This is a genomic window from Hydrogenophaga sp. 70-12 (assembly GCF_001897365.1).
Lineage (GTDB): Bacteria > Pseudomonadota > Gammaproteobacteria > Burkholderiales > Burkholderiaceae_C > Hydrogenophaga > Hydrogenophaga borbori.
In genome coordinates this window covers 1-19,548 of the sequence record NZ_MKSS01000068.1, presented here as the reverse complement: position 1 = coordinate 19,548, position 19,548 = coordinate 1, and the positions used below count along the sequence as shown (strand labels likewise).

The following is a 19,548-nucleotide window of genomic DNA, read 5'->3' as shown; positions in this document are numbered from 1 at the left end:
GTCGCGCCAGTAGCCGATGTCCACGCGCTCGCCGGGCTGCGCCTGGCCCACCAGCAGCGGCAGGTCAGCGATGCGGTCCACCGGCTCCTTGCCTACGCGCAGGATGACGTCGCCCGACCGCAGGCCGGCCTTGTCGGCGGGGCTGCCGGGCTCCACCTGCGCCACCAGCGCGCCCCGCGGCGCATCCAGTCCGAAGGATTCGGCCAGTGTCTGGTTCACTTCCTGCGCCGCCACGCCCAGGCGCGCGTGCTGCGCCTGGCCGCTCTTCACGATCTGGTCCTTCACCTTCAAGGCGACGTCAATCGGGATGGAGAAGGACAGGCCCTGGTAACCGCCGGTGTGGCTGAAGATCTGCGAGTTGATGCCGACCACCTGGCCGCGCGCGTTGAACAGCGGGCCGCCGGAGTTGCCGGGGTTGATCGCCGCGTCGGTCTGGATGAAGGGCACGTAGCTTTCGTCGGGCAGCGATCGGCCCTTGGCGCTGACCACGCCCACGGTGGCGGTGTTCTCGAAGCCGTAGGGCGAGCCAATGGCCAGCACCCAATCGCCCACGCGCAGGTCCTTCTCGGTGCCGAGCGGCACGGTGGGCAGGTTCTTGGCCTCGATCTTGAGCACGGCCACGTCGGTCATGGGGTCGGTGCCGAGCACGCGGGCCTGGAACTCGCGCCGGTCGGGCAGCTTCACCGTGACGTGCGAGGCGCCGTCCACCACGTGCGCGTTGGTCAGCACCAGGCCGTCCTTGTCGACGATGAAACCCGAGCCCTGGCCGCGCACGATGTCCTGGCGGGGGGCTTCGCCGCTTCCGTCGGGGAAGGGGAGGGGGAAGCCGAAGGGATTGGCGCCCTGGCGCGACGCGCCGTCGCCCGACAGGCCCACGCGGCGCGTGCCGCTGACCGAGATGTTGACCACCGCCGCGCCATTGACCTGCGCGATGGTGGCGAAGTCGACCGGGCCACCGGCGGGCGCCGCCACCGACGCGGCGGTGCGCAGGAAGGCGGTCGGCGTGGTGGTGGCGGCGGCGGGTATGGAGGCTGGGTTGCCGTGGCGCGAGAGGCCCCAGCTCACGGCCAGGCCGCCCACGGCGCCCGACACCAGCATGGCCGTCACCAGCGGCAACAGGCGGAGGCGCAGGTAGCGCGCGCTCATCAGGGGTTTGTTCATGCTCGGCCTCCGTCCAGTCGCGCCATCAGCAGCGCGTCACCGGCCTGGCGCAGGGCCGACAGCGCGGACCACGGGTGGTGCAGCCGCAGGTGAAAGGCCGCCTCCTCCAGCAGGGACCAGGCCGCCATCGAGGCACCCGCCTGATCGCGCAGCAGCGAGCGGGCGTGCTCGATGCGGTGCGCGGCCTGCGCGTCGTGGTCGCAGTAGATGGCCACCATGGCGTCGCGCACGTCGTCGAGCAGCGGCACGAGGTTGGTGGTGGTCGCGCCAGGCGCGAGCGGACGGTGGTGACCGGCCGCGTGGATCAGCGAATCGATACCGGTCACCGACGATGGCAAGGGGTTCTGTTGCATGAACTTCTCCAGTCGTTGGGGCCGGCGCGGCGGCGGGATTGCCACGGTGCCGGCGTGGAAAAAATCATGCGCGCGGGAGGTTGCGGGCCGGCTACCGGCCGCGGCGCCCATGTTTCGTATGCAACGGAGAAGGGAGGATCGCCTGGCGGGCGGCGTCAGCGCGCGACGATGCCGCGCCAGCCGCCGCCGATGAGCGAGGCCAGGTCGAACAGCACGCCCGGCAGGGCCAGGCCGCCGGGCGCGGCCAGGTAGCGAGGCTGCCAGACCGGGTCGAACTTGGCCTTGTAGGCGCGCAGGCCCTGGAAGTTGTAGAAGTGCTCGCCGTTGTGGAACAGGGCGGTGCCCACGCGGTGCCACAGCGGCGCCAGCGGGTGCGTTTCCAGCCCGGCCAGTGGCGCCATGCCCAGGTTGAAGCGTTGAAAGCCGCGCGCCGCGCCCCAGAGCATGGTCTCCACGAAGAGGTAGTCCATCACGCCACCGGGCGCCGTGGGCAGGTGGCGCATGAGATCGATGGACAGTTCCGTGCGGCCGTCGCCGGTCCACAGGTTGGCGAAGGCCACCAGCTCATCGCCGCGCCACACCAGGGCGTGTGGGAAGTGGCGCAGGTAGGACTCGTCGAAGCGCCCCAGCGAGAAGCCCTTCTCGCGCGTGGTTTTGCCCTGCAGCCAGGCCTGCGACACGGCCCGCAGGCGCGGCAGCGCGGCGTCCACCGCCGCCGCGTCGATCACCTCGTAGCGCAGGCCCTCGCGCTCGGCCTTGCGGTGCGAGCGCCGCAGGTTGGCGCGGGCCGCGCCCTCCAGGCTGAAGCCGGCCAGCGGCACGATCGCCTCCTCGCCCAGCTTGGTGGCGGCCAGGCCCATGTCCAGGTAGAGCGGCAGCCGGTGCGCCTCGACCTGATAGAACGCCGCGCGCGCGCCGTGGCGGTCGGCCATTTCCAGCAGCTGCCAGGCCAGGCGGTCGCCCTCGGGCGCGGCGCCCACGGGGTCGCCCATGGCGATCCAGCTGCCGCCGTGCACCTGGTACATCACAAAGGCCAGGCCCTCGGGGTCGATCAGCAGGCGCTTGTCGCCCAGCAGGGCCAGGGCGGCATCGGTGCGGGGGGCCTCGGCTATCAGTCGCTGGGCCGTCTTCAGGCCGCCGGCCGTGGGCTCGGCGCTGCCCGGCGGTCGGGGCCGCACCGCCTGCCACAGCGCCAGCGTGGCGCAGGCCACCGACACCAGCAGGGTGGCGCGCAGGTAGCGTGGCGCGTTGCCGTGCAGCGCGACATGCCACCAGAGTTCGTTGCGGTACTCCACGTGCCGGTAGCTGAACAGGCCCACCCAGGCGCTGGCCAGCACCACCGCGCCGATGCCCAGCCAGGCCGCGGGGCCCAGGTCGGTGGGCTCCAGCCGCGCGGGGCGGTTGAAGGCCGCGCGTCCCGCGTACAGCACACCCGCCGTCAGCAGCGCGATGGCGGATTCCTCCACGTCCAGGCCCTTCACCAGAGACGCCGCCGCGCCTGCGAGCAGCAGCAATACCGCCAGGCGGTGCGCGGCCGCGATGCGGCGCAGCAGCGCCTGCGACAGCACCAGCAGCGCCAGGCCGATGAGGCTGCCCGCAAGGTGCGAGACCTCCAGCAGCGGCAGGGGCAGCACGCCACCGAGCCAGTGCAGCCGCTCGCCGCGCGCCGGCAGGCTGCCGGAGACCAGCAGCACCGCGCCAGCGGCGAAGACCATGGCGCTGCCCACCCAGGGTGCGACCCAGGTGACCGCGGGCTGCGCGCGCCGCGCCAGGCGCCACCAGCGGCGCCCGTGCGCGCGCAGCAGCATGGCGCTGGCGATCAACGCCGTCAGTGCCAGGGGCAGCAGGTAGTAGATGGCGCGGTAGGCGAGGGCCGCGGCCAGCAGGTCCTGCGCGTTCGCCTGCGGCAGGCCCGCGATCAGCACCGCTTCGAACACGCCCAGCCCGCCGGGCACGTGGCTGGCGATGCCCACCAGCGCGGCCAGCACGAACAGGCCCAGGAAGCTTGGCCAGCCCACCGTGCCCGCGGGCAGCAGGCTCCACAGCACCAGGGAGGCGGCCGACAGGTCGATCACGGCCAGGGTGAGCGAGGCCAGGCCGGCCGTGGGTCGGGGCCGGGGGTAGGGCCACCAGGGCAAGGCCTGGCCGGGCCGGGCGCGGGCGAGCCAGGCCAGACCGGCCAGGGGCAGGGCGGCCAGCAGCAGGCCCACCCCGTGGCCCAGGGCCGCTGGCAGGCCCAACGCGGCCAGCAGGGTCGGGGGCTCCAGGGCCAGCGCGAACCCGCCGCAGAACAGCAGGCCCATCGCCAGTCCCGCGGCGCCGAGTCCCATGACGGTGGCGACTTCGGCGGCCGACAGGCCCCAGGCGCCATACAGGCGCAGGCGCACCGCGCCCCCGCTGACCAGGGCAAAGCCCAGGTTGTGCCCGACGGCCGTGGCCATGAACGCGGTGGCGGCCACGCGAGGCGCCGGCAGCGGCCGCCCGATCAGGCGCAGGGCCAGGGCGTCCTGCCCCGCCAGGGCGGCGTAGCTGATGGCGGTGGCCGCCAGCGCCGCGAGCAGGGCCGAGGCGGGCAGGGCCGCGATGGCGTGGCGCACGTCGGCGGGGCGCAGGTGGGCGAGCTCGCGGTGCAGCCACCACAGCGCCAGCGCGAGCAGGGCCAGGCTCGCGAGGCTGAACAGCCAGCGCCAGGGCCAGGCCCGCCAGCGGGCCAGGGTGGCGAGGGAGGGGCGGGGCCAGGGGGTCGAGGGCATGGGGTGCGGGCAGGGGGTGTGCCGCCATGTTGCGGTAAAGGCGGGGCCCGTCGCGATTACCCGAGCGCGACGGCGCATAAAAAAGGCGGACCCGGAGGTCCGCCAAGGGGGCAAACGGCACGGGCCCGTCCAGCCGGCCGTCTGAAAACGGAGGGGTTTACTGCGCGGGTTTGGCGGCCGGCTTGTGGGTGGTCTTCTTCATCTTGTGGTCTTTCTTCGTGGCCTTGGCGTGTTTCTTCTCGGCCTTCTTCACGGCCGGCTTGGTCGCCATCTTGTCGGCGGCCGGCGGGGTGGCGGCCGGCATGGCGGCGGGTGCGGGGGTGGACGGCATGGCAGCGGGTGCGCTGGCCGGGACCGGCGGGGCCGGTTGCTTGAGCGCGCCGCTGGTGCTGCCTTGCGCCCAGGCACTGGCGCCCAGGGCGAGGATGGCGGCGGCGATGAGGGTGTTGCGCGTGTTCAGCATGAAAACTCCGTGGTCGCAGTGCTTGTGTGTCGCGGTCGATGCTGCGTGTCATCGACCACGGGGCGGATCGTGGCGGTGCTCGTGCATCGCGGCGTGTCGTCGCCCGGGTGGCGGCATTTCACTTGCAACAGAGCGCGGGCAAGGGGCGCCCCCCGGGGCTTGAGGGGAGGGGATCAGCGCGGGGCGCGCAGCAGCCGCTGCAGGACGGCGTCGAGCTCGCTCCAGCTCAGCGGCTTGGCCAGCACCGCCTGTACACCAGCGGCGCTGGCACGCGCGCCGAAGTCGGTGCCGCCGTAGGCCGTGGCGATGATGGTCACCACGCCGGGCGACAGGCGCCGGCAGCGCTCGATCAGCTCCAGCCCGCCCAGGCGCGGCATGGCCTGGTCGCTCAGCACGGCGGCGAACAGTCCCGGTTCGGCCTTGAACGCCTGCCAGGCCAACTCGGCGTCGCTGAAGCCGCGCGGCTCGAAGCCGCGTTCGGCCAGGTGCTCTTCCAGCAAGGCCACGAGCGCGGGTTCGTCGTCGACCACCAGCACCACCTCGCCCTGGCCGGACCACGCGGCCTCTTCGGCGCCGGGCGCCGTGGGCGCGGTGGCGGGCTCGGGCAGCGGCAGGTACAGGGTGATGGTGGTGCCCTCGCCGGGCGCGGTGCGCAGGTCGATCGCGCCGTGCGCGTCGCGCACCGCTGCATGCACCACGGCCAGGCCCAGGCCGGTGCCGCCCTGCGCGCTGCGCGTGCTGTAGAAGGGTTCGAGCAGGCGCGGCAGGTGCTCGGCGTCGATGCCGGGCCCGTCATCTTCCACCCGCAGACCCAGCCAGCGGCCCGGGCGCAGACTGCCTTGCCAGAGCACGCGCGGCTGGTCCACGGTTTCGCTGGACAGGCGCGCGCACAGCGTGCCGCGATCGCCCACCGCCTGCACCGCGTTGCGCAGGAGGTTGAGCGCGGCCTCGAAGAAGGCCACGCCATCGCCCACCAGCTCCGGGTCCTCGGCGTCGAGGTCGAGCCGCGCCTGCACGCTTTCCGGCACGCCCTGCACGGCCAGGGTCCAGGCTTCCTGCACCAGCGCGCGCGGGCGGTAGGGCTGGCGCAGGCCCTGCCCTGTGCGGCCGAAGGCCATCATGCGCGCGACCAGGGTCTTGCCGCGCTCGCCGGCACTGAGCATGTGCTGCACGTGGCCGGCCAGCGCGCTGCCCTCGGGCACCAGCGCGCGCGCGCGTTCGCCGAAACCCAGGATGGCCGCGAGCACGTTGTTGAAGTCGTGCGCCACGCCGCCGGCCAGCGCGCCCAGGGCCTCGAACTGGCGCGCGCGCTGCAGCTGTTCGTCGAGCCGGCGCGCGGCCTCCGACACCGCCACCTCGTCGGACACGTCGTAGGCGGTGCCGGCCAGCAGCAGCAACTGTTCGCGCGCGTCGCGCAGGCCCTGGCCGCGCAGGCGCACGTGGCGCGGCGGCTGGCCGGGCGGCATCACACGCAGGGTGACGGAGAAGTCGCGCGTGCGCTCGCGCACGTGCGCGTCGATCGCCTCGCGCAGGCGGCGGCGGTCGTCCTGGCTCACGCGATCGGGCCAGGACAGCGCGTGCGTGGCCGGCGGGGCGCCGGCGCTGGCGTCGAAGCCCAGCAGTTCGCGCATGCGCGGCGACAGGTAGTGGCGCTCGCTCGCCGGGTCCCATTCCCACAGGCCTTCGCGGGCGGCGGCGAAGGCGCGCGCGGCGCGTTCGCGCTGGCGCTGCAGGTCGCGCTGGCTGTGTTCGCGCCAGCGCTGTTCGCGCGCGTGGCGCAGGCTCAGCACGGTGGTGACCAGCAGCGCGGCGAGCGCGAAGCCGCCCACCAGCCAGGCCTGCAGGTGCCAGTCGGCCAGCACCACCTGCGTGTCGCGCGAGAGCACCACGGCCAGCGGGGCGCGCTGCATCGCATGGCCGGCCAGCAGCAGGTCGTGGCGCCGGCCGTCGTCGCCGGGACGGGACACGATTTGCGTCCAGGCGCTCACGCCGGCGGGCGGATGCAGCGTGCCAGCGCGCTCGGGCCAGCCGCTGGACGGATCGGATTCCAGCAGCGGCGTGCCGTCGATGCGCAGCACGCGCAGGCGCGCGTCGGGCGCGGGCGAGCGCCGCTCGAAGCCGCCGAGCAGCAGGGCCGTGTCGGCCGCCACCACGATCACCCCGCTGTGCCGCCCATGGGGCGTGGACCAGGGCATGGACAGCGGGATCCAGGGCGTGTCCTGCCCCGGCCACACGGTGGGCGCACCGATGTGGGCCGAGCCCGGCGCGGCGGCGAGCGCGCTGAGGAAGTAGTCGGCGCGCGCGTGCGGGGGCTCTTCCAGTTCCTCGTCGGCGGCCTGCAGCACATTGGCCTGGGCGTCGAGCAGCAGCATCTGGCGCGCGGCGGGCAGGGCGGCGGCGCGCGCGCGCAGCACGGCGCCGGCCACCACGGTGTCGGGCACCCAGGCGCCGCCCACGATTTCCTCGGCCGTGGCCTGCATCGCGGTCTGCGCGGCGGCCAGCGCGTTGTCGGCCTGGTCGGCCAGGGCAGCGGACAGGGCCGCGAGCATGCGCTCCTCGCTGTTGAGCACCTGCTGGCGCAGCGTGGCCAGGCCGACGCCCAGGCCGCCGGCGAGGCAGGCGGCGATCAGCACCGGCACGATGACGACCCGGTCGAACAGCAGCTCGCGCCAGCGCGGCGCGCGCGCGGCGGACGCGCCACCGTCGTCGAGCGAGAGCTCGCTGATCGGGGTGGGGGCTTGTTCGTAGGCCATGGGGCGGGGGTGGACGCTACCATCGACCATAGCGGATGCGGGCACGCGCCGCACCGTTCGCCACGACATTCCTCTGCCGCCGATGACCGACGACGCCCAGGCCAGTACCCACCCGCCGCACATCCTGGTGGTGGACGACGACCCCGCGCTGCGCGAGCTGCTGCAGGGTTACCTGGGCGAGGCCGACATGCGCGTGAGCGCGGTCGACAGCGGGCGGCGCCTGTTCGAGGTGTTCGACCAGGAGGCCATCGACCTGGTGGTGCTGGACCTGCGCCTGCCGGGCGAGGATGGGCTGGCGCTGGCGCGCCAGCTGCGCGAGCGCGCGCCGGTGCCGGTGGTCCTGCTGACCGGCCGCGCCGAGGAGGCCGACCGCGTGATGGGCCTGGAGCTCGGCGCCGACGACTACGTCACCAAGCCCTTTAGCCCGCGCGAGCTGCTGGCGCGCATCCGCGCCGTGCTGCGCCGCTACCAGCCGCGGGCGCCCGAGGAAGGCGTGCGCGAGGACCAGCGCCGCGCCTTCCGCTTCGCCGGCTGGGAGCTGAACCTGCGCACGCGCCGCCTCACCGGGCCCGACGGGCGCAAGGTGGAGCTGGGCAACAACGAGTTCAGCCTGCTGATGGCTTTCTGCGCCGCACCGCAGCGCGTGCTCAGCCGTGACCAGTTGCTGGAGCTGTCGCGCCTGCACAGCGCCGAGGTCTACGACCGCGCGATCGACGTGCAGGTGCTGCGCCTGCGCCGCAAGATCGAGGCCGACCACAGCAAGCCCCTGCTGATCGTGACCGAGCGCGGGGCGGGCTACCGGTTCAATGCCGCGGTGGAGACGCTCTATTGAACCGGGGGCCCCGCGCGGCGCTCAGCGCAGGCGCCGGCCCTGATCGTCCAGCACGGCCTCGCCGTCCGACTTGACGAAGGCCTTCTTCGGCGGCTCGGGCAGCAGGTCCAGCACCCGCTCCGACGGCCGGCACAGCCGCGTGCCCAGGGGCGTGACCACGATGGGGCGGTTCATCAGGATGGGGTGGGCCTCGATGAAGTCGAGCAGTTGCTCGTCGCTCCAGTGCGGCTGGTCCAGGCCCAGCTCGGCGTAGGGCGTGCCGCGCTCGCGCAGGATGTCGCGCACGCCCAGGCCCATGGCGGCGAGCAGCTCGCGCAACTCCTGGCGCGTGGGCGGTGTGTTGAGGTATTCGATGACCTTTGGCTCGACGCCGCAGTGGCGCATCAGCGCCAGGGTGTTGCGCGAGGTGCCGCAGGCGGGGTTGTGGTAAATCTGGTGCCCGTTCATGATCTATAAAATTATCTTTTTTGAATAAAAGCTACTCAAATCAATCATTTTGGCTTGATAGTCTGAAAAAGCTAAGTTAAATTGGCTTTTCATAAAAAATGATCGCTTATATGAGCATTTTGGACGAGCTGGAAGCCGCTCGCAAGGCCAGCGGTCTGACGCAGGCCGAGCTCGCCGAGCGCGCCGGCGTGAACCGCATGACCGTGGGCCGGCTGGAGGCCGGGCTGGACCCCCGCCTGTCCACCCTGCAGGAACTCGCGCGCACGCTCGGGCTGGAGCTCATGCTGGTGCCGCGCGAGCTGCGCCCCGCCATCGACGACTTCGTGCGCGCGGGCGGCCGCCTGATGGCCCAGCCGGCCGGCGTGGGCGCGCCCAAGTCGGTGGTGGACCTGCTCGCGGTGCCCGAGCCCGCGCCGGGCAAGTCGCGCTGATGGCGCCGCCCGGCCCGCCGAAAGGGTTCGCGCCGCCGCGCGCCGCGCGGAGGGCCGCCCTGTGAGCACCGCCATCCGCTACCTGCGCCTGTACCTGCACCTGCCGCAGGGTGGGCGGCGCGGCATCGGCCACCTCTCGCGCTACGGCGACATCCTGCGGGTGTCCTTCGACGAGGACTACATCGCCGATCCGCAGCGGCCCACGGTGTCCATGAGCCTGCGCGGGGTGAACGACGCGCAGACGCGCCAGATCCTGTCCGCGCCGCGCGACGAGCGCCTGGTGCGCGTCGACGGCCGCTGGCCGGTGTTCTTCCAGAACCTGCTGCCCGAGGGCCACAACCGCGAGCGCCTGGCGCGCCAGCGCGGCTGCGACGTGGACGACGAGTTCGAGCTGCTCGCCGCCGCCGGCCACGACCTCATGGGCGCGCTGGAGGTGGAGCCGCCGCCCGCGCACCAGGAGATACCCCAGGCCGTGCGCCACTGGCACACCGCGCTGGGGTTGGACGTGCTGGAGCCCGGCTTCGTCGAAGACCCGGTGGAGGACGCCACCGCCTTGCCCGGTGTGATCGCGAAGTTCTCCGCCGTGCAGGACGGCCGCCGCTACGTGGTGCGCCGCCACGGGGCGGCCGGCGAGTTCATCCTCAAGCTGCCGACCAGCCGCCACCCCGACCTGGTGCGCAACGAGGCCGCGGGCTACCGCCTGTGCGCCGCCCTGGGCCTGCGCACGGCCGAGGCCCGGGTGATCGCCCGCGCCGAAGCCGATCTGCCCGAGCGGGTCCCGTTCGAGGAGATCCTGGCCGTGCGGCGCTTCGACCGCCAGGACGGCCGGCGGGTGCACATGGAGGAGTTTGCGCAGGCGCTGGGCTACGCGCCGCGCGCCAAGTACGGCCGCGGCATCCGCGAGGACTACGGCCGCATGCTCGCCGTGCTCGACCGCTACTCCAGCGCGCCGGTGCCCGACGTGCGCGAGTTCCTGCAGCGCTTCGTGGCCTTCGTCCTCATGGGCAACACCGACGCCCACCTGAAGAACTGGGCCCTGGTCTACCCCGACGGGCGAGAGCCCCGCCTGGCGCCGCTGTACGACCCGGTCTGCGTGAGCGCGCTGTTCGAGGCCGTGCCCGAGCCCGACTACGGCGTCAACCGCGGCATCGACGCCAGGCTGCGTGCCTTCGGCTGGGACGCGCTGCGCGAGCTGATCGCCGCCGCCGGCCTGCCGCGCCCCGGCGCGCTGCTGCGCGTGTGCCGCGACACCGTGCGCCGCGCCCAGGCCGACTGGCCCGCCCTGCTGGCCGAGGCGCCCGACAGCGTGCGGCGCAGCGTGAGCGAGCGCCTGCAGGGCGGCGTGGCGCTCACGCGCGAATCGCCCGGCTCTGCCTGAACGCCCCGGCCGCGGCCGTCACCGCGGCGTCGCCCGGACGTCACGCCACTGTCGCCTGACCTTCATAGCCTGTTCGCTTCGCCACCACGCGCGGCAGGCCCATGACCCAGGTCGATCTCATCTACTTCAACGCCGGCGGCGGCCACCGCGCCTCCGCCCTGGCCCTGCAGGGCGTGCTGAACGAACGGCAGCTGCCCTGGACCGTGCGCCTGGTCAACCTGTTCGAGGTGCTGGACCCCTCGCAGAGCTTTCGCCGCCTCACCGGCAGCGCACCCGAGGACTGGTACAACCGCCGCCTCGCGCGCGGCTGGACCCTGGGCATGTCGCAGGAACTGAAGCTGCTGCAGGCCGTGATCCGCCTGGCCCACCCGACCCTGGTGCGCCGGCTGCGCGCGCATTGGGCCGCCACCCAGCCCGACCTGGTGGTCTCGCTCATCCCCAACTTCAACCGAGCGCTCTACCAAAGCCTGGCACTGGCGCGCCCCGGCGTGCCCTACGCCACCGTGCTCACCGACCTGGCCGACCACCCGCCGCGCTTCTGGATCGAGCGCGGCCAGCCGCAGCATTTCATCTGCGGCACGCCGCGCGCGCGGGCCCAGGCCCTGGCGGCCGGCCACGCGCCCTCGCGCGTGCACGCCACCAGCGGCATGATCCTGCGCCCCGGCTTCTACGACCCGCCCGTGGCCGACCGCGCGGCCGAACGCGCGCGCCTGGGCCTGGACCCGCATCGGCCCACTGGCCTGGTGCTGTTCGGCGGCCACGGCTCGCGCGCCATGCTGGGCATCGCGCGGCGCCTGCCGGACGTGCCGCTGATCCTGATGTGCGGCCACAACCAGGCCCTGGCGCGGGCCCTGGCCGGGCTGCCGGCGCGCGCGCCGCGCCACATCGTGGGCTTCACCCCGGAGGTGACGCGCTACATGGACCTGGCCGACTTCTTCATCGGCAAGCCCGGCCCCGGCAGCGTGAGCGAGGCCCTGCAGCGCGGCCTGCCGGTGGTCGTTGCCGACAACGCCTGGACCATGCCGCAGGAGCGCTACAACGCCACCTGGATCCGCGAGCAGGGCGTGGGCCTGGTCTACCGCCGCGCCGCCGGCCTGGCGCCGGCCGTGGGCGCACTGCTGGCCGACCTGCCGGCCTGGCGCGAGCGCGTGCGCGGCCACCACAACCGCGCCTTGTACGAAGTGCCACAGATCCTGGCCGGCATCCTGGGGCGCGCCCCCGCGAGGCCCCGGCCCGCCGAGCGCGGCGCGGCGGGCCCTGCGTCGGCCGCCGCCCGCTGATGTGGCCGCGCGGAAAGCGGGCGCTCACATGGCGGTGCGTCGACGCCATGGCGCCCTGAGCCCGTGGCGGGCCAGGCCGCGCGCGGCGCGCCATCCCGACCTCCCGATCCACTGGGGTGTTCGGGCCGCGCATTGTGTGCGCCCTGACGCGGCGCTTACAGTTGCGGTTGTTTCCCGTTCGTGCCCCCTTGGAGATTCGATGCCCCGCCGCGTGATGATGGTCGACGACAGCGACAGCGATCTGCTGTTCACCCGGCTGGCGCTGCAGCGCTGCGGCGTGCCGTGCGAGGTGCTGGGCTTCGAGCGCGCGCAGGACGCGCTGGACCACCTGGCCGCCTCGCCCGACCACGGCGTCGACCTGATCCTGCTGGACATCAACATGCCCGTGATGGACGGTTTCGCCTTCCTGGAGGCCTTCGAGGCCCTGCCGCCCGCGCACCGGGGCAGCGCCGTGGTGGCCATGCTCTCGTCCTCCTCCGATCCGGCCGACCGCGCGCGCGCCGGCGGCTTCCACAGCGTCAAGGGCTACCTCACCAAGCCGCTGGGCAAGGCCGAAGCGGCGGCCGTGCTGCAGGACGTCGCGGCCTGAGCCCGCGGCCGGCCGGGCGCGCCGCCGGGCGAATTGCCCCGGGGAATCCCTTCATTTCGCGCGCCGGGCGCCGACATCCCTCGTTAGCATGCTTTGCGTGCGCCCCCCGCGTGGGCGCCGCAGGCTGACAACACCGCCACCGCCAGCGCCAGGGCCCGCCGGGTCCTCACGCGGGCGGTTTGCGCAACAGGGCCCATGGCCCGAAGGACACCGGATTTGGACAAGGTCGCTCACGACGCGCCGCACCGCTGGGCTTGGGGGCTGTGGATTGCCGGTGTGCTGCTGTGCGCGGCCGTCGCCGCCGCCTGGACGCAGGCCGAGCGCGCCGAGAGCGTGCAGGAGCGCCTGCGCGAAGAGGCGGGCCAGCTCACGCAACGCCTGCAGGACCGCCTGAGCCGGATCGAATACGGCCTGCGCGGCGCGCGCGGCGCCGTCATGGCCGCGGGGGGCGATGCGATCACCCGCCGCGGCTTCGAGGCCTACATGGCCACGCGCGACCTGCCGCACGAATTCCCGGGCGCGTTCGGTTTCGGCTTCGTGCGCCGCGTCGGCGTGGACCAGAGGGACGACTTCCTCGCCCAGGCGCGGGCCGAGGGGCCGGCGGACTTCCAGGTGCGCGAGCTCGGGCCCAACCCGGGCGAGGCCTACGTGACGCAGTACGTCTACCCGATGCCCGCGAACGCGCACGCCATGGGCCTGGACCTCGCCTCGGAGCCGCTGCGCCGCGCCGCCGCCGAGGCCGCCGCGCGCGAAGGCCGGGCGCTGCTGAGCGCGCCGCTCAGCCTGAAGCAGCCCGGCGGCCAGCCCGACCACGGCCTGCTGTTCCTGCTGCCGGTCTACCGCGGCCTTGACCCCGGGGCCGGCGACCGCGAGCGCCGCTGGCGCGACACCGTCGGCTGGGTGGTCGCGCCCCTGGTGATCAAGGAGCTGGTGGCCGAGCTGATGCCGGCGTCGCGCGACATCGCCGTCACGCTCGCGGACGGCGGCGACCCCTCGCCGCTCTTCGACGCGCGCGACCCCACCGGCGGCGCCACCGTCGCCAGCCTGGACAGCGGCTTCGACGCCCACGGCCGCCGCTGGACGCTGCGGCTGCAGGCCACGCAAGCGCTGCAGGCCCACCTGCCCGGGCCCACGCCCGTCGGGGCGGCGGCCATCGTCGCCTTGATCGGCGCCGGGCTCGGCGGCCTGGTGCTGGCGCTGCGGCGCTCGCGCCGGGCCATGGACTGGATCGCCGCGCCTGGCCGCTCCGGGGCGCGCGCGCCGCGGGGGCCGATGGATTTCGTGCGCAGTCCCTTGTTGCGCCGCGGCGCCCTGATCGGCGCCGTGCTGGCCCTGATCAGCCTGGCGGTGAGCTACCACGCCGATTTCAACCAGGCCATGGACCAGTCGCAGCGCCAGCTCGAGGCGGCGGCGCGGGGCTTCGCCGACAACACCCAGGCCCAGCGCGCGTTCCGCCGCAAGTCGGTGCAGTTCCTTGGGGGCTCGCCGCCGCTGCAGGGGCTGGTGCGTGCGCGGGAGAACGGGGGCATCGACCCCGAGGACGCCTCGACCGAAGACCAGTGGAGGGTGCGCCTGCAGGAGACCTTCGAGCGCTACATCGACACCTCGGCCGATGTGTTCCGCGTCAGCCTGCTGCTGGCCGGGCCGAACCCGCGCGAGCTGGTGCGCGTGGAACGCAATGGCCTGGGCGTGGAGGCGGTGCCGCCCGAGCGCCTGACGGATGCGCTCGATGAGCGAGAACTGGGCGACACGCGCTGGGTCGCGCCCGGCATGGTGTTCGTGCACGACATGGCCTTGCACCGCGAGAACGGCGCGGTGGTGTTGCCACGCCGCCCGGTGGCGCGCTACGCCACGCCGGTGTTCGATGGGCGCGGGCAGCTCTTCGGCCTGGTCGTCATCCACGTCGACCTGGATCGCGCCGTGATGCAGTTCCCCTCGCGCTCGCCCGAGGGCGCCTTCTTCGTGCTCACCAACGCCGCCGGCGACTACCTGCGCCACCCGCAGCGCGACCGCGAGTACGGCTTCGACACCGGCCAGCGCCAGCGTTGGCAGGACGAGTACGCGGCCGTCAACCCCTACCGCGCCGGCGGGCCGCCGCGCTGGCAGGGACCCCAGGGCCTCATGCTGGTGGGCCAGGCCGAATTGCGCGGCAACCCCAACAGCGACGTCGGCCTGCTGCGCTTCCTGGTGGTGATGCCGCAGGAGCACGTGGCCGAGGAAGCGCGCCTGGCCGCGGTGCGGCAGTTGCCCCTGGTGCTGCTGGCGCTGCTCGTCGGCCTGGCGCTGATCTACCTCTACTGGGTCAACGGCAGCCGCAGCGACGAGGTGCGGCGCCAGCGCCTGCGCCTGGCGGCCATCGTCGAGCAGACGCGCGACGCCATCATCGGCCTCGATCCGGAAGGCCGCGTGACCTCCTGGAACCGCGGTGCGCAGGCGCTGTTCGGTTACAGCGCCGAGGAGGCCGCCGGCGCCACCATCGAATCGCTGCTGGTGCCCACCGACGACGACGGCGCGCAGGTGCAGGCCCAGGGCGAGGACGGCGCCGGGGACACGCCGCGCATGGAGCGCTGGTTGCGAACCCGCAGCGGCCAGCGCGTGGAAGTCTCCATCACGCTGTCGCCGATCCTCGATGCCGGCGGCGAGCCGGTGGGTACCGCCGCCATCGTGCGCGACATCACCGACGAGCGCGCGGCGCAGCGCGAGGTGGTGGAGCTCAACACCAGCCTGGAACAGCTGGTGCGCGAGCGCACCGCCAGCCTGTCGCGCGAGCGCGAGCGGCTGCAGAACATCCTGCGCGGCACCAACGCCGGTACCTGGGAGTGGAACGTGCAGACCGGCGAGCGCCTGTACAACGCGCGCTGGGCCGAGATGGTCGGCCTCACGCTGGACGAGCTCAACACCATGGGCCCGGGCGCCTGGCAGCAGCTGATCCACCCCGACGATATCGATCGCGCGCGCGACATGCTGCGCCGCCACTTCCTGGGCGAGATCGCGCAGTACGAGTGCGAGGTGCGGCTGCGGCACCGCAACGGCTACTGGGTGTGGATCCTCGACCGCGGGCGCGTGAACAGCTGGACGCCCGAGGGCGAGCCGCTGTGGATGTACGGCACGCACCGCGACATCACCGCCGCCAAGGAATCGCAGCAGCGCCTGGCCGCCAGCGAAGCCCTGCTCAACCGCACGGGCCGCGTGGCCGGCGTGGGCGGCTGGCAGTACGACGTGGTCGACGGCACGGTGGTCTGGACACCGCAGATGTACGCCATCCACGAGGTCGGCATCGAGTTCGCGCTGGACCCGGCGACGCCCCTGAGCTTCTACGAAGGCGAGGCCAAGCGCGAGCTGCTCGACGCGCTGCGCGCCGCGCGCCGGCGCGCCGAACCGTTCGATATCGAGCTGCCGTTCCGCTCGGCCAAGGGCAGCGAGCTGCGCGTGCGCGTGGTGGGCGAGCCGGTGCAGGACTTCGACGGCAAGGTGGTGCAGATCGTCGGCGCCATGCAGGACGTGACCGATCGCCACCTGATGCAGGCCGAGCTGATGCGCGTGAACGCGCTGCAGCACAGCATCCTGGAGAACATGCCCTGCGCGATCAGCGCCTTCGACGCCGATCTTCGGCTGGTGGCCTGGAACAGCGAGTTCGTGCGCCTGCTCGAACTCGACGCCCTGTTCGCGCGCGGCGTGCCTGGCTTCGAGGACATCGTGCGCTTCAACGCGCGCCGCGGCGAGTACGGCGAGATCGACGTCGAGCCCACCATCGAGCGCCTGCTGGCCAACGCGCGCAGTCCCGTGCCACACCGCTTCGAGCGCGTGCGTCCCGACGGCACGCCGCTGGAGATCCGCGGCACCCCCATGCCGGGCGGTGGCTTCGTCACCACCTACATGGACATGAGCGAGCGCAAGCGCGCCGAGCAGAGCATCGCGCGCACCGAGGCCCTGCTGCGCGGCGCCATCGACTCCGTGGACGAGGCCTTCGTGCTCTACGACCTGGAGGACCGCCTGCTGCTGTGCAACGAGAAGTACCACCGCCTGTTCGCGCATGTGGGCGACCTGCTGCAACCCGGCACGCCGTTCGAAACCATCATCCGCGCCAGCTTCGAGCGCGGCCAGGTGCTCGACACCGGCGATGACCGGGAGAAGTGGGTGGCGCAGCGCATGGCCCATCACCGCGCGGGCAACAGCGTGTTCCTGCAGCGCCTGCGCAGCGGGCGCGTGGTGCGCATGATCGAGAACCGCATGCCCGACGGCCACATCGCCGGCTTCTGCATCGACATCACCGACCTCGTGCACGCCACCGAGGCGGCCGAGGCCGCGTCGCGCGCCAAGGGCGAGTTCCTGGCCAACATGAGCCACGAGATCCGCACGCCGCTGCACGCGGTGATCGGCCTGTCGCACCTGCTGGCCGACACGCCGCTCACCGTGCGCCAGCAGCAGCTGCTGGCCAAGTCGCAGATGGCCAGCCAGTCGCTGCTGGGCATCGTCAACGACGTGCTGGACATGGCCAAGATCGAGGCCGGTGCTTTCACGCTCGAAGAAGCGCCTTTCAGCCCCTCCGTGCTGCTGGCCGAGCTGGACGCGGTGTTCCGCCAGCAGGCCGAGGCCAAGCGGCTCGCGCTCACCGTGCGCGCCGCGCCCGATCTGCCGGCGCGGGTGAGCGGCGACGCGCTGCGCCTGCGCCAGGTCTTCACCAACCTGCTGGGCAACGCGCTGAAGTTCACCGCCGAGGGCGGGGTCGAGGTGGGCCTGGGGCTGGTCTCGTCCGGTGGCGGCACCGTGCGCCTGCGCGGCGAGGTGCGCGACAGCGGCGAGGGCATCGCGCCCGAGGTGCAGGAGCGCCTGTTCACCCCGTTCTCGCAGGCCGACGCCTCCACCTCGCGCCGCTACGGCGGCACCGGCCTGGGCCTGTCCATCGTGCGCCACCTGGTCGAGATGATGGGCGGGCGCATCGGCGTGCAGAGCGCGCCCGGCCAGGGCAGCCTGTTCTGGTTCGAGGTGAACCTGCGCGAGGCAGAGGCCACGCCCTCGGCGCTGGCGCCGCTCACCGCCCCCAGCGGCGCGCTGGAGGTGCTGGTGGTCGACGACGTGCCGGCCGAGCGCCAGGCCCTGGTGGACATGGCGCGCGCCTTCGGCTGGCGCACCGAGTCCTGCGAATCGGGCGAGGCCATGCTGCACTGGATCGAGGGCCGCCTGGCCGCCGGCCAGCCGCTGCCCGACGCCCTGCTGGTGGACTGGCAGCTGCCCGGCATGAACGGCCTGCAGTCGCTGGCCGCGCTGGCCGAACGGCACGGCCTGCTGCGCCTGCCGGCCGCGCTCATGGTGTCGGCCAGCGACCGCGAGCGCGTCGCGCGCGAGGACCACCTGCGCCTGGCCGACGACATCCTCACCAAGCCGGTCAACGCCTCCGTGCTGTTCAACGCCGTCAACCAGGGCGTGGTGGCGCGCCACGGCCACAGCCGGCGCGTGCTGGACGCGCAGCGCCACACCGCGCCCGAGACCGTGCAGCGCCTGGCCGGCACGCGCGTGCTGGTGGTGGACGACAGCGAGATCAACCAGGAGATCGCGCAGCACATGCTGGAGCGCGAGGGCGCCAGCGTGTACCTGGCCAGCAATGGCCGCGAGGCCCTGGCCCTGCTGCGCGACGGGCCGCACTTCGACGTGGTGCTCATGGACGTGCAGATGCCCGAGATGGACGGCCTGCAGGCCACGCGCGAGATGCGCGCCGATCCGAACCTGCGCCAGTTGCCGGTGGTGGCGCTGACGGCTGGCGCGCTGGCCGAGGAGCGCCGCCGCGCGCTGGACGCCGGCATGGACCGCTTCCTCACCAAGCCCATCGACCCCGACCAGCTGCTGGAGGTGGTGGCGCAGGCGCTGGCGGGCCCGGACGGGGCCGTGGCGCCCCCGAGCGCGCCGGCGCCGCTGGCGGCCGTGGCCGATCACTGGCCCGAGATCGACGGCATCGACGGCGCGCAGGCGCACCGCCGCCTGGGCGGCGACGTGGCGCTGCTGCGCCGCAGCCTGCGCCGCCTGTTCGACGAGTTCGCGCCGCTGGCCGAGGAGCCCCTGCCCGCCGCCCTCGCGCCCGACGCGCGCCAGGGGCTGGCCGCGCGCGTGCACAAGCTGCGCGGGGCGGCCGGCCTGGTCGACGCCCTGGCCCTGCACCGCCATGCGGGCGTGGTGGAAAACGCGCTGCGCGACGGCCAGCCCGCGCAGTCCCTGCAGGCGCCCTGGCGCGAGCTGCAGGCCAGCCTGCGCCGCCTGCGCCTGGCGGCGGGGGCCTGGCTGTCGCAGGCCGGGGCCGCCGCGCCCGGCGACAGCGCCGAGCCGCCCGCCAGCGACGAGGCGCTGCGCCGCCTGCACGAGCTGCTCGCGCGCCACGACCTCGACGCCCTGAGCCTGTTCGACACCCAGGGCGCCGCGCTGCGCCGCCGCCTGGGCGAGGCACGGGCCTCGGAACTGGAAAACCACATCGGCGCGCTCGACTTCGCGGCCGCCGCCGAGCTGCTGCAGCGGGAGCTGGCCACATGAACGACGCACGGCCGCCCGAAGGCGTTCGCACCGCAGCGCGCCGCGCGGAGGTTCTGTTATGAACGACGCCATGAACGACGCCGCGCTGCCCGACATCCTGATCGTCGACGACGACCCTGGCATGGTGCAGGTGCTGGCCAAGGCGCTGCGGCCCCTGGGCCGGCTGCGCTTCGCCATGCACGGGCAGGACGCGCTCGAGCGCATCGCCAGCGCCGTGCCCGACATCGTGCTGCTGGACGCCCAGATGCCCGGCCTCTCCGGCTTCGACGTGCTCGACGCCATCAAGGCCAACCCGGCGCTGGTCGACCTGCCGGTGATCATGGTCACCAGCCACGCCGAGGCCGATTTCGAACAGGCCGGCCTGGAGCGCGGCGCGGCCGACTTCATCGCCAAGCCCATCCACCCACCGGTGGTGCAGGCGCGCGTGCGCACCCAGCTGCGCCTGAAACAGGCCAACGACCAGCTCCGGCAGATGTCGGCCGCCGACCGCCAGAACCTCGCGGTGGCGATGGTGGAGCTGCGCGAAAGCCACGCCAGCCTGCAGCGCACCGCCGACGAGCTGCGCCAGGCCAACGACAGCCTGGTGCAG

At 73.5% G+C, this 19,548-nt stretch carries 13 protein-coding genes; 7 read left to right on the top strand and 6 right to left on the bottom strand.

Annotated features, from left to right (window positions below):
- The 5 genes from BGO22_RS04465 to BGO22_RS04445 all read right to left on the bottom strand — a co-directional run.
- A partial coding sequence (locus BGO22_RS04465; protein ID WP_286849275.1) for a trypsin-like peptidase domain-containing protein occupies positions 1-1,161 on the bottom strand: 1,161 nt, incomplete at its 3' end.
- Entirely contained in the window at positions 1,158-1,514 is a 357-nt protein-coding gene (locus BGO22_RS04460; protein WP_070401110.1) for a hypothetical protein, read from the bottom strand. The genes BGO22_RS04465 and BGO22_RS04460, both read right to left, overlap by 4 nt.
- 155 nt (positions 1,515-1,669) lie before the next feature.
- Positions 1,670-4,267 (bottom strand): bifunctional lysylphosphatidylglycerol flippase/synthetase MprF, encoded by a 2,598-nt coding sequence (mprF, locus tag BGO22_RS04455; protein WP_286849273.1) that lies wholly within the window; start codon positions 4,265-4,267, stop codon positions 1,670-1,672.
- A gap of 157 nt (positions 4,268-4,424) precedes the next feature.
- The gene (locus tag BGO22_RS04450) at positions 4,425-4,730 is read right to left on the bottom strand and encodes a hypothetical protein (RefSeq protein ID WP_286849271.1); all 306 of its coding nucleotides are present in this window, start codon (positions 4,728-4,730) and stop codon (positions 4,425-4,427) included.
- 173 nt (positions 4,731-4,903) lie between these two features.
- Positions 4,904-7,483, bottom strand: a complete 2,580-nt coding sequence (locus BGO22_RS04445; RefSeq protein ID WP_286849270.1) for an ATP-binding protein — start codon at positions 7,481-7,483, stop codon at positions 4,904-4,906.
- Positions 7,484-7,565: 82 nt separating this feature from the next.
- Here BGO22_RS04445 and BGO22_RS04440 point away from each other — a divergent pair, with 82 nt between their 5' ends.
- A complete protein-coding gene (locus BGO22_RS04440) occupies positions 7,566-8,315 on the top strand; it encodes a response regulator transcription factor (RefSeq protein WP_286849267.1) in 750 nt (249 codons plus the stop codon).
- A gap of 21 nt (positions 8,316-8,336) precedes the next feature.
- On the opposite strand, the gene arsC is transcribed toward BGO22_RS04440, so the two are convergent.
- The gene (gene arsC, locus BGO22_RS04435; protein WP_070401114.1) at positions 8,337-8,762 is read right to left on the bottom strand and encodes an arsenate reductase (glutaredoxin); all 426 of its coding nucleotides are present in this window, start codon (positions 8,760-8,762) and stop codon (positions 8,337-8,339) included.
- A 110-nt stretch (positions 8,763-8,872) separates the two neighbouring features.
- On the opposite strand from arsC, the gene BGO22_RS04430 reads away from it, so the two are divergent.
- The 6 genes from BGO22_RS04430 to BGO22_RS04405 form a co-directional block, all read left to right on the top strand.
- Positions 8,873-9,193: a helix-turn-helix domain-containing protein gene (locus tag BGO22_RS04430; protein WP_070401115.1), complete on the top strand. Its 321-nt coding sequence runs from the start codon at positions 8,873-8,875 to the stop codon at positions 9,191-9,193.
- A gap of 61 nt (positions 9,194-9,254) precedes the next feature.
- Positions 9,255-10,571, top strand: a complete 1,317-nt coding sequence (locus BGO22_RS04425; RefSeq protein WP_070401116.1) for a type II toxin-antitoxin system HipA family toxin — start codon at positions 9,255-9,257, stop codon at positions 10,569-10,571.
- A gap of 101 nt (positions 10,572-10,672) precedes the next feature.
- Positions 10,673-11,851: a glycosyltransferase gene (locus BGO22_RS04420; protein WP_286849263.1), complete on the top strand. Its 1,179-nt coding sequence runs from the start codon at positions 10,673-10,675 to the stop codon at positions 11,849-11,851.
- A gap of 199 nt (positions 11,852-12,050) precedes the next feature.
- On the top strand, positions 12,051-12,440 hold the full coding sequence (locus tag BGO22_RS04415; protein WP_070401118.1) for a response regulator: 390 nt from the start codon (positions 12,051-12,053) through the stop codon (positions 12,438-12,440).
- Between the two features lie 216 nt (positions 12,441-12,656).
- A complete protein-coding gene (locus BGO22_RS04410) occupies positions 12,657-18,959 on the top strand; it encodes a PAS-domain containing protein (RefSeq protein ID WP_286849258.1) in 6,303 nt (2,100 codons plus the stop codon).
- Positions 18,960-19,017: 58 nt separating this feature from the next.
- On the top strand, positions 19,018-19,548 hold a 531-nt coding region (locus BGO22_RS04405; protein ID WP_286849255.1), incomplete at its 3' end, for a response regulator.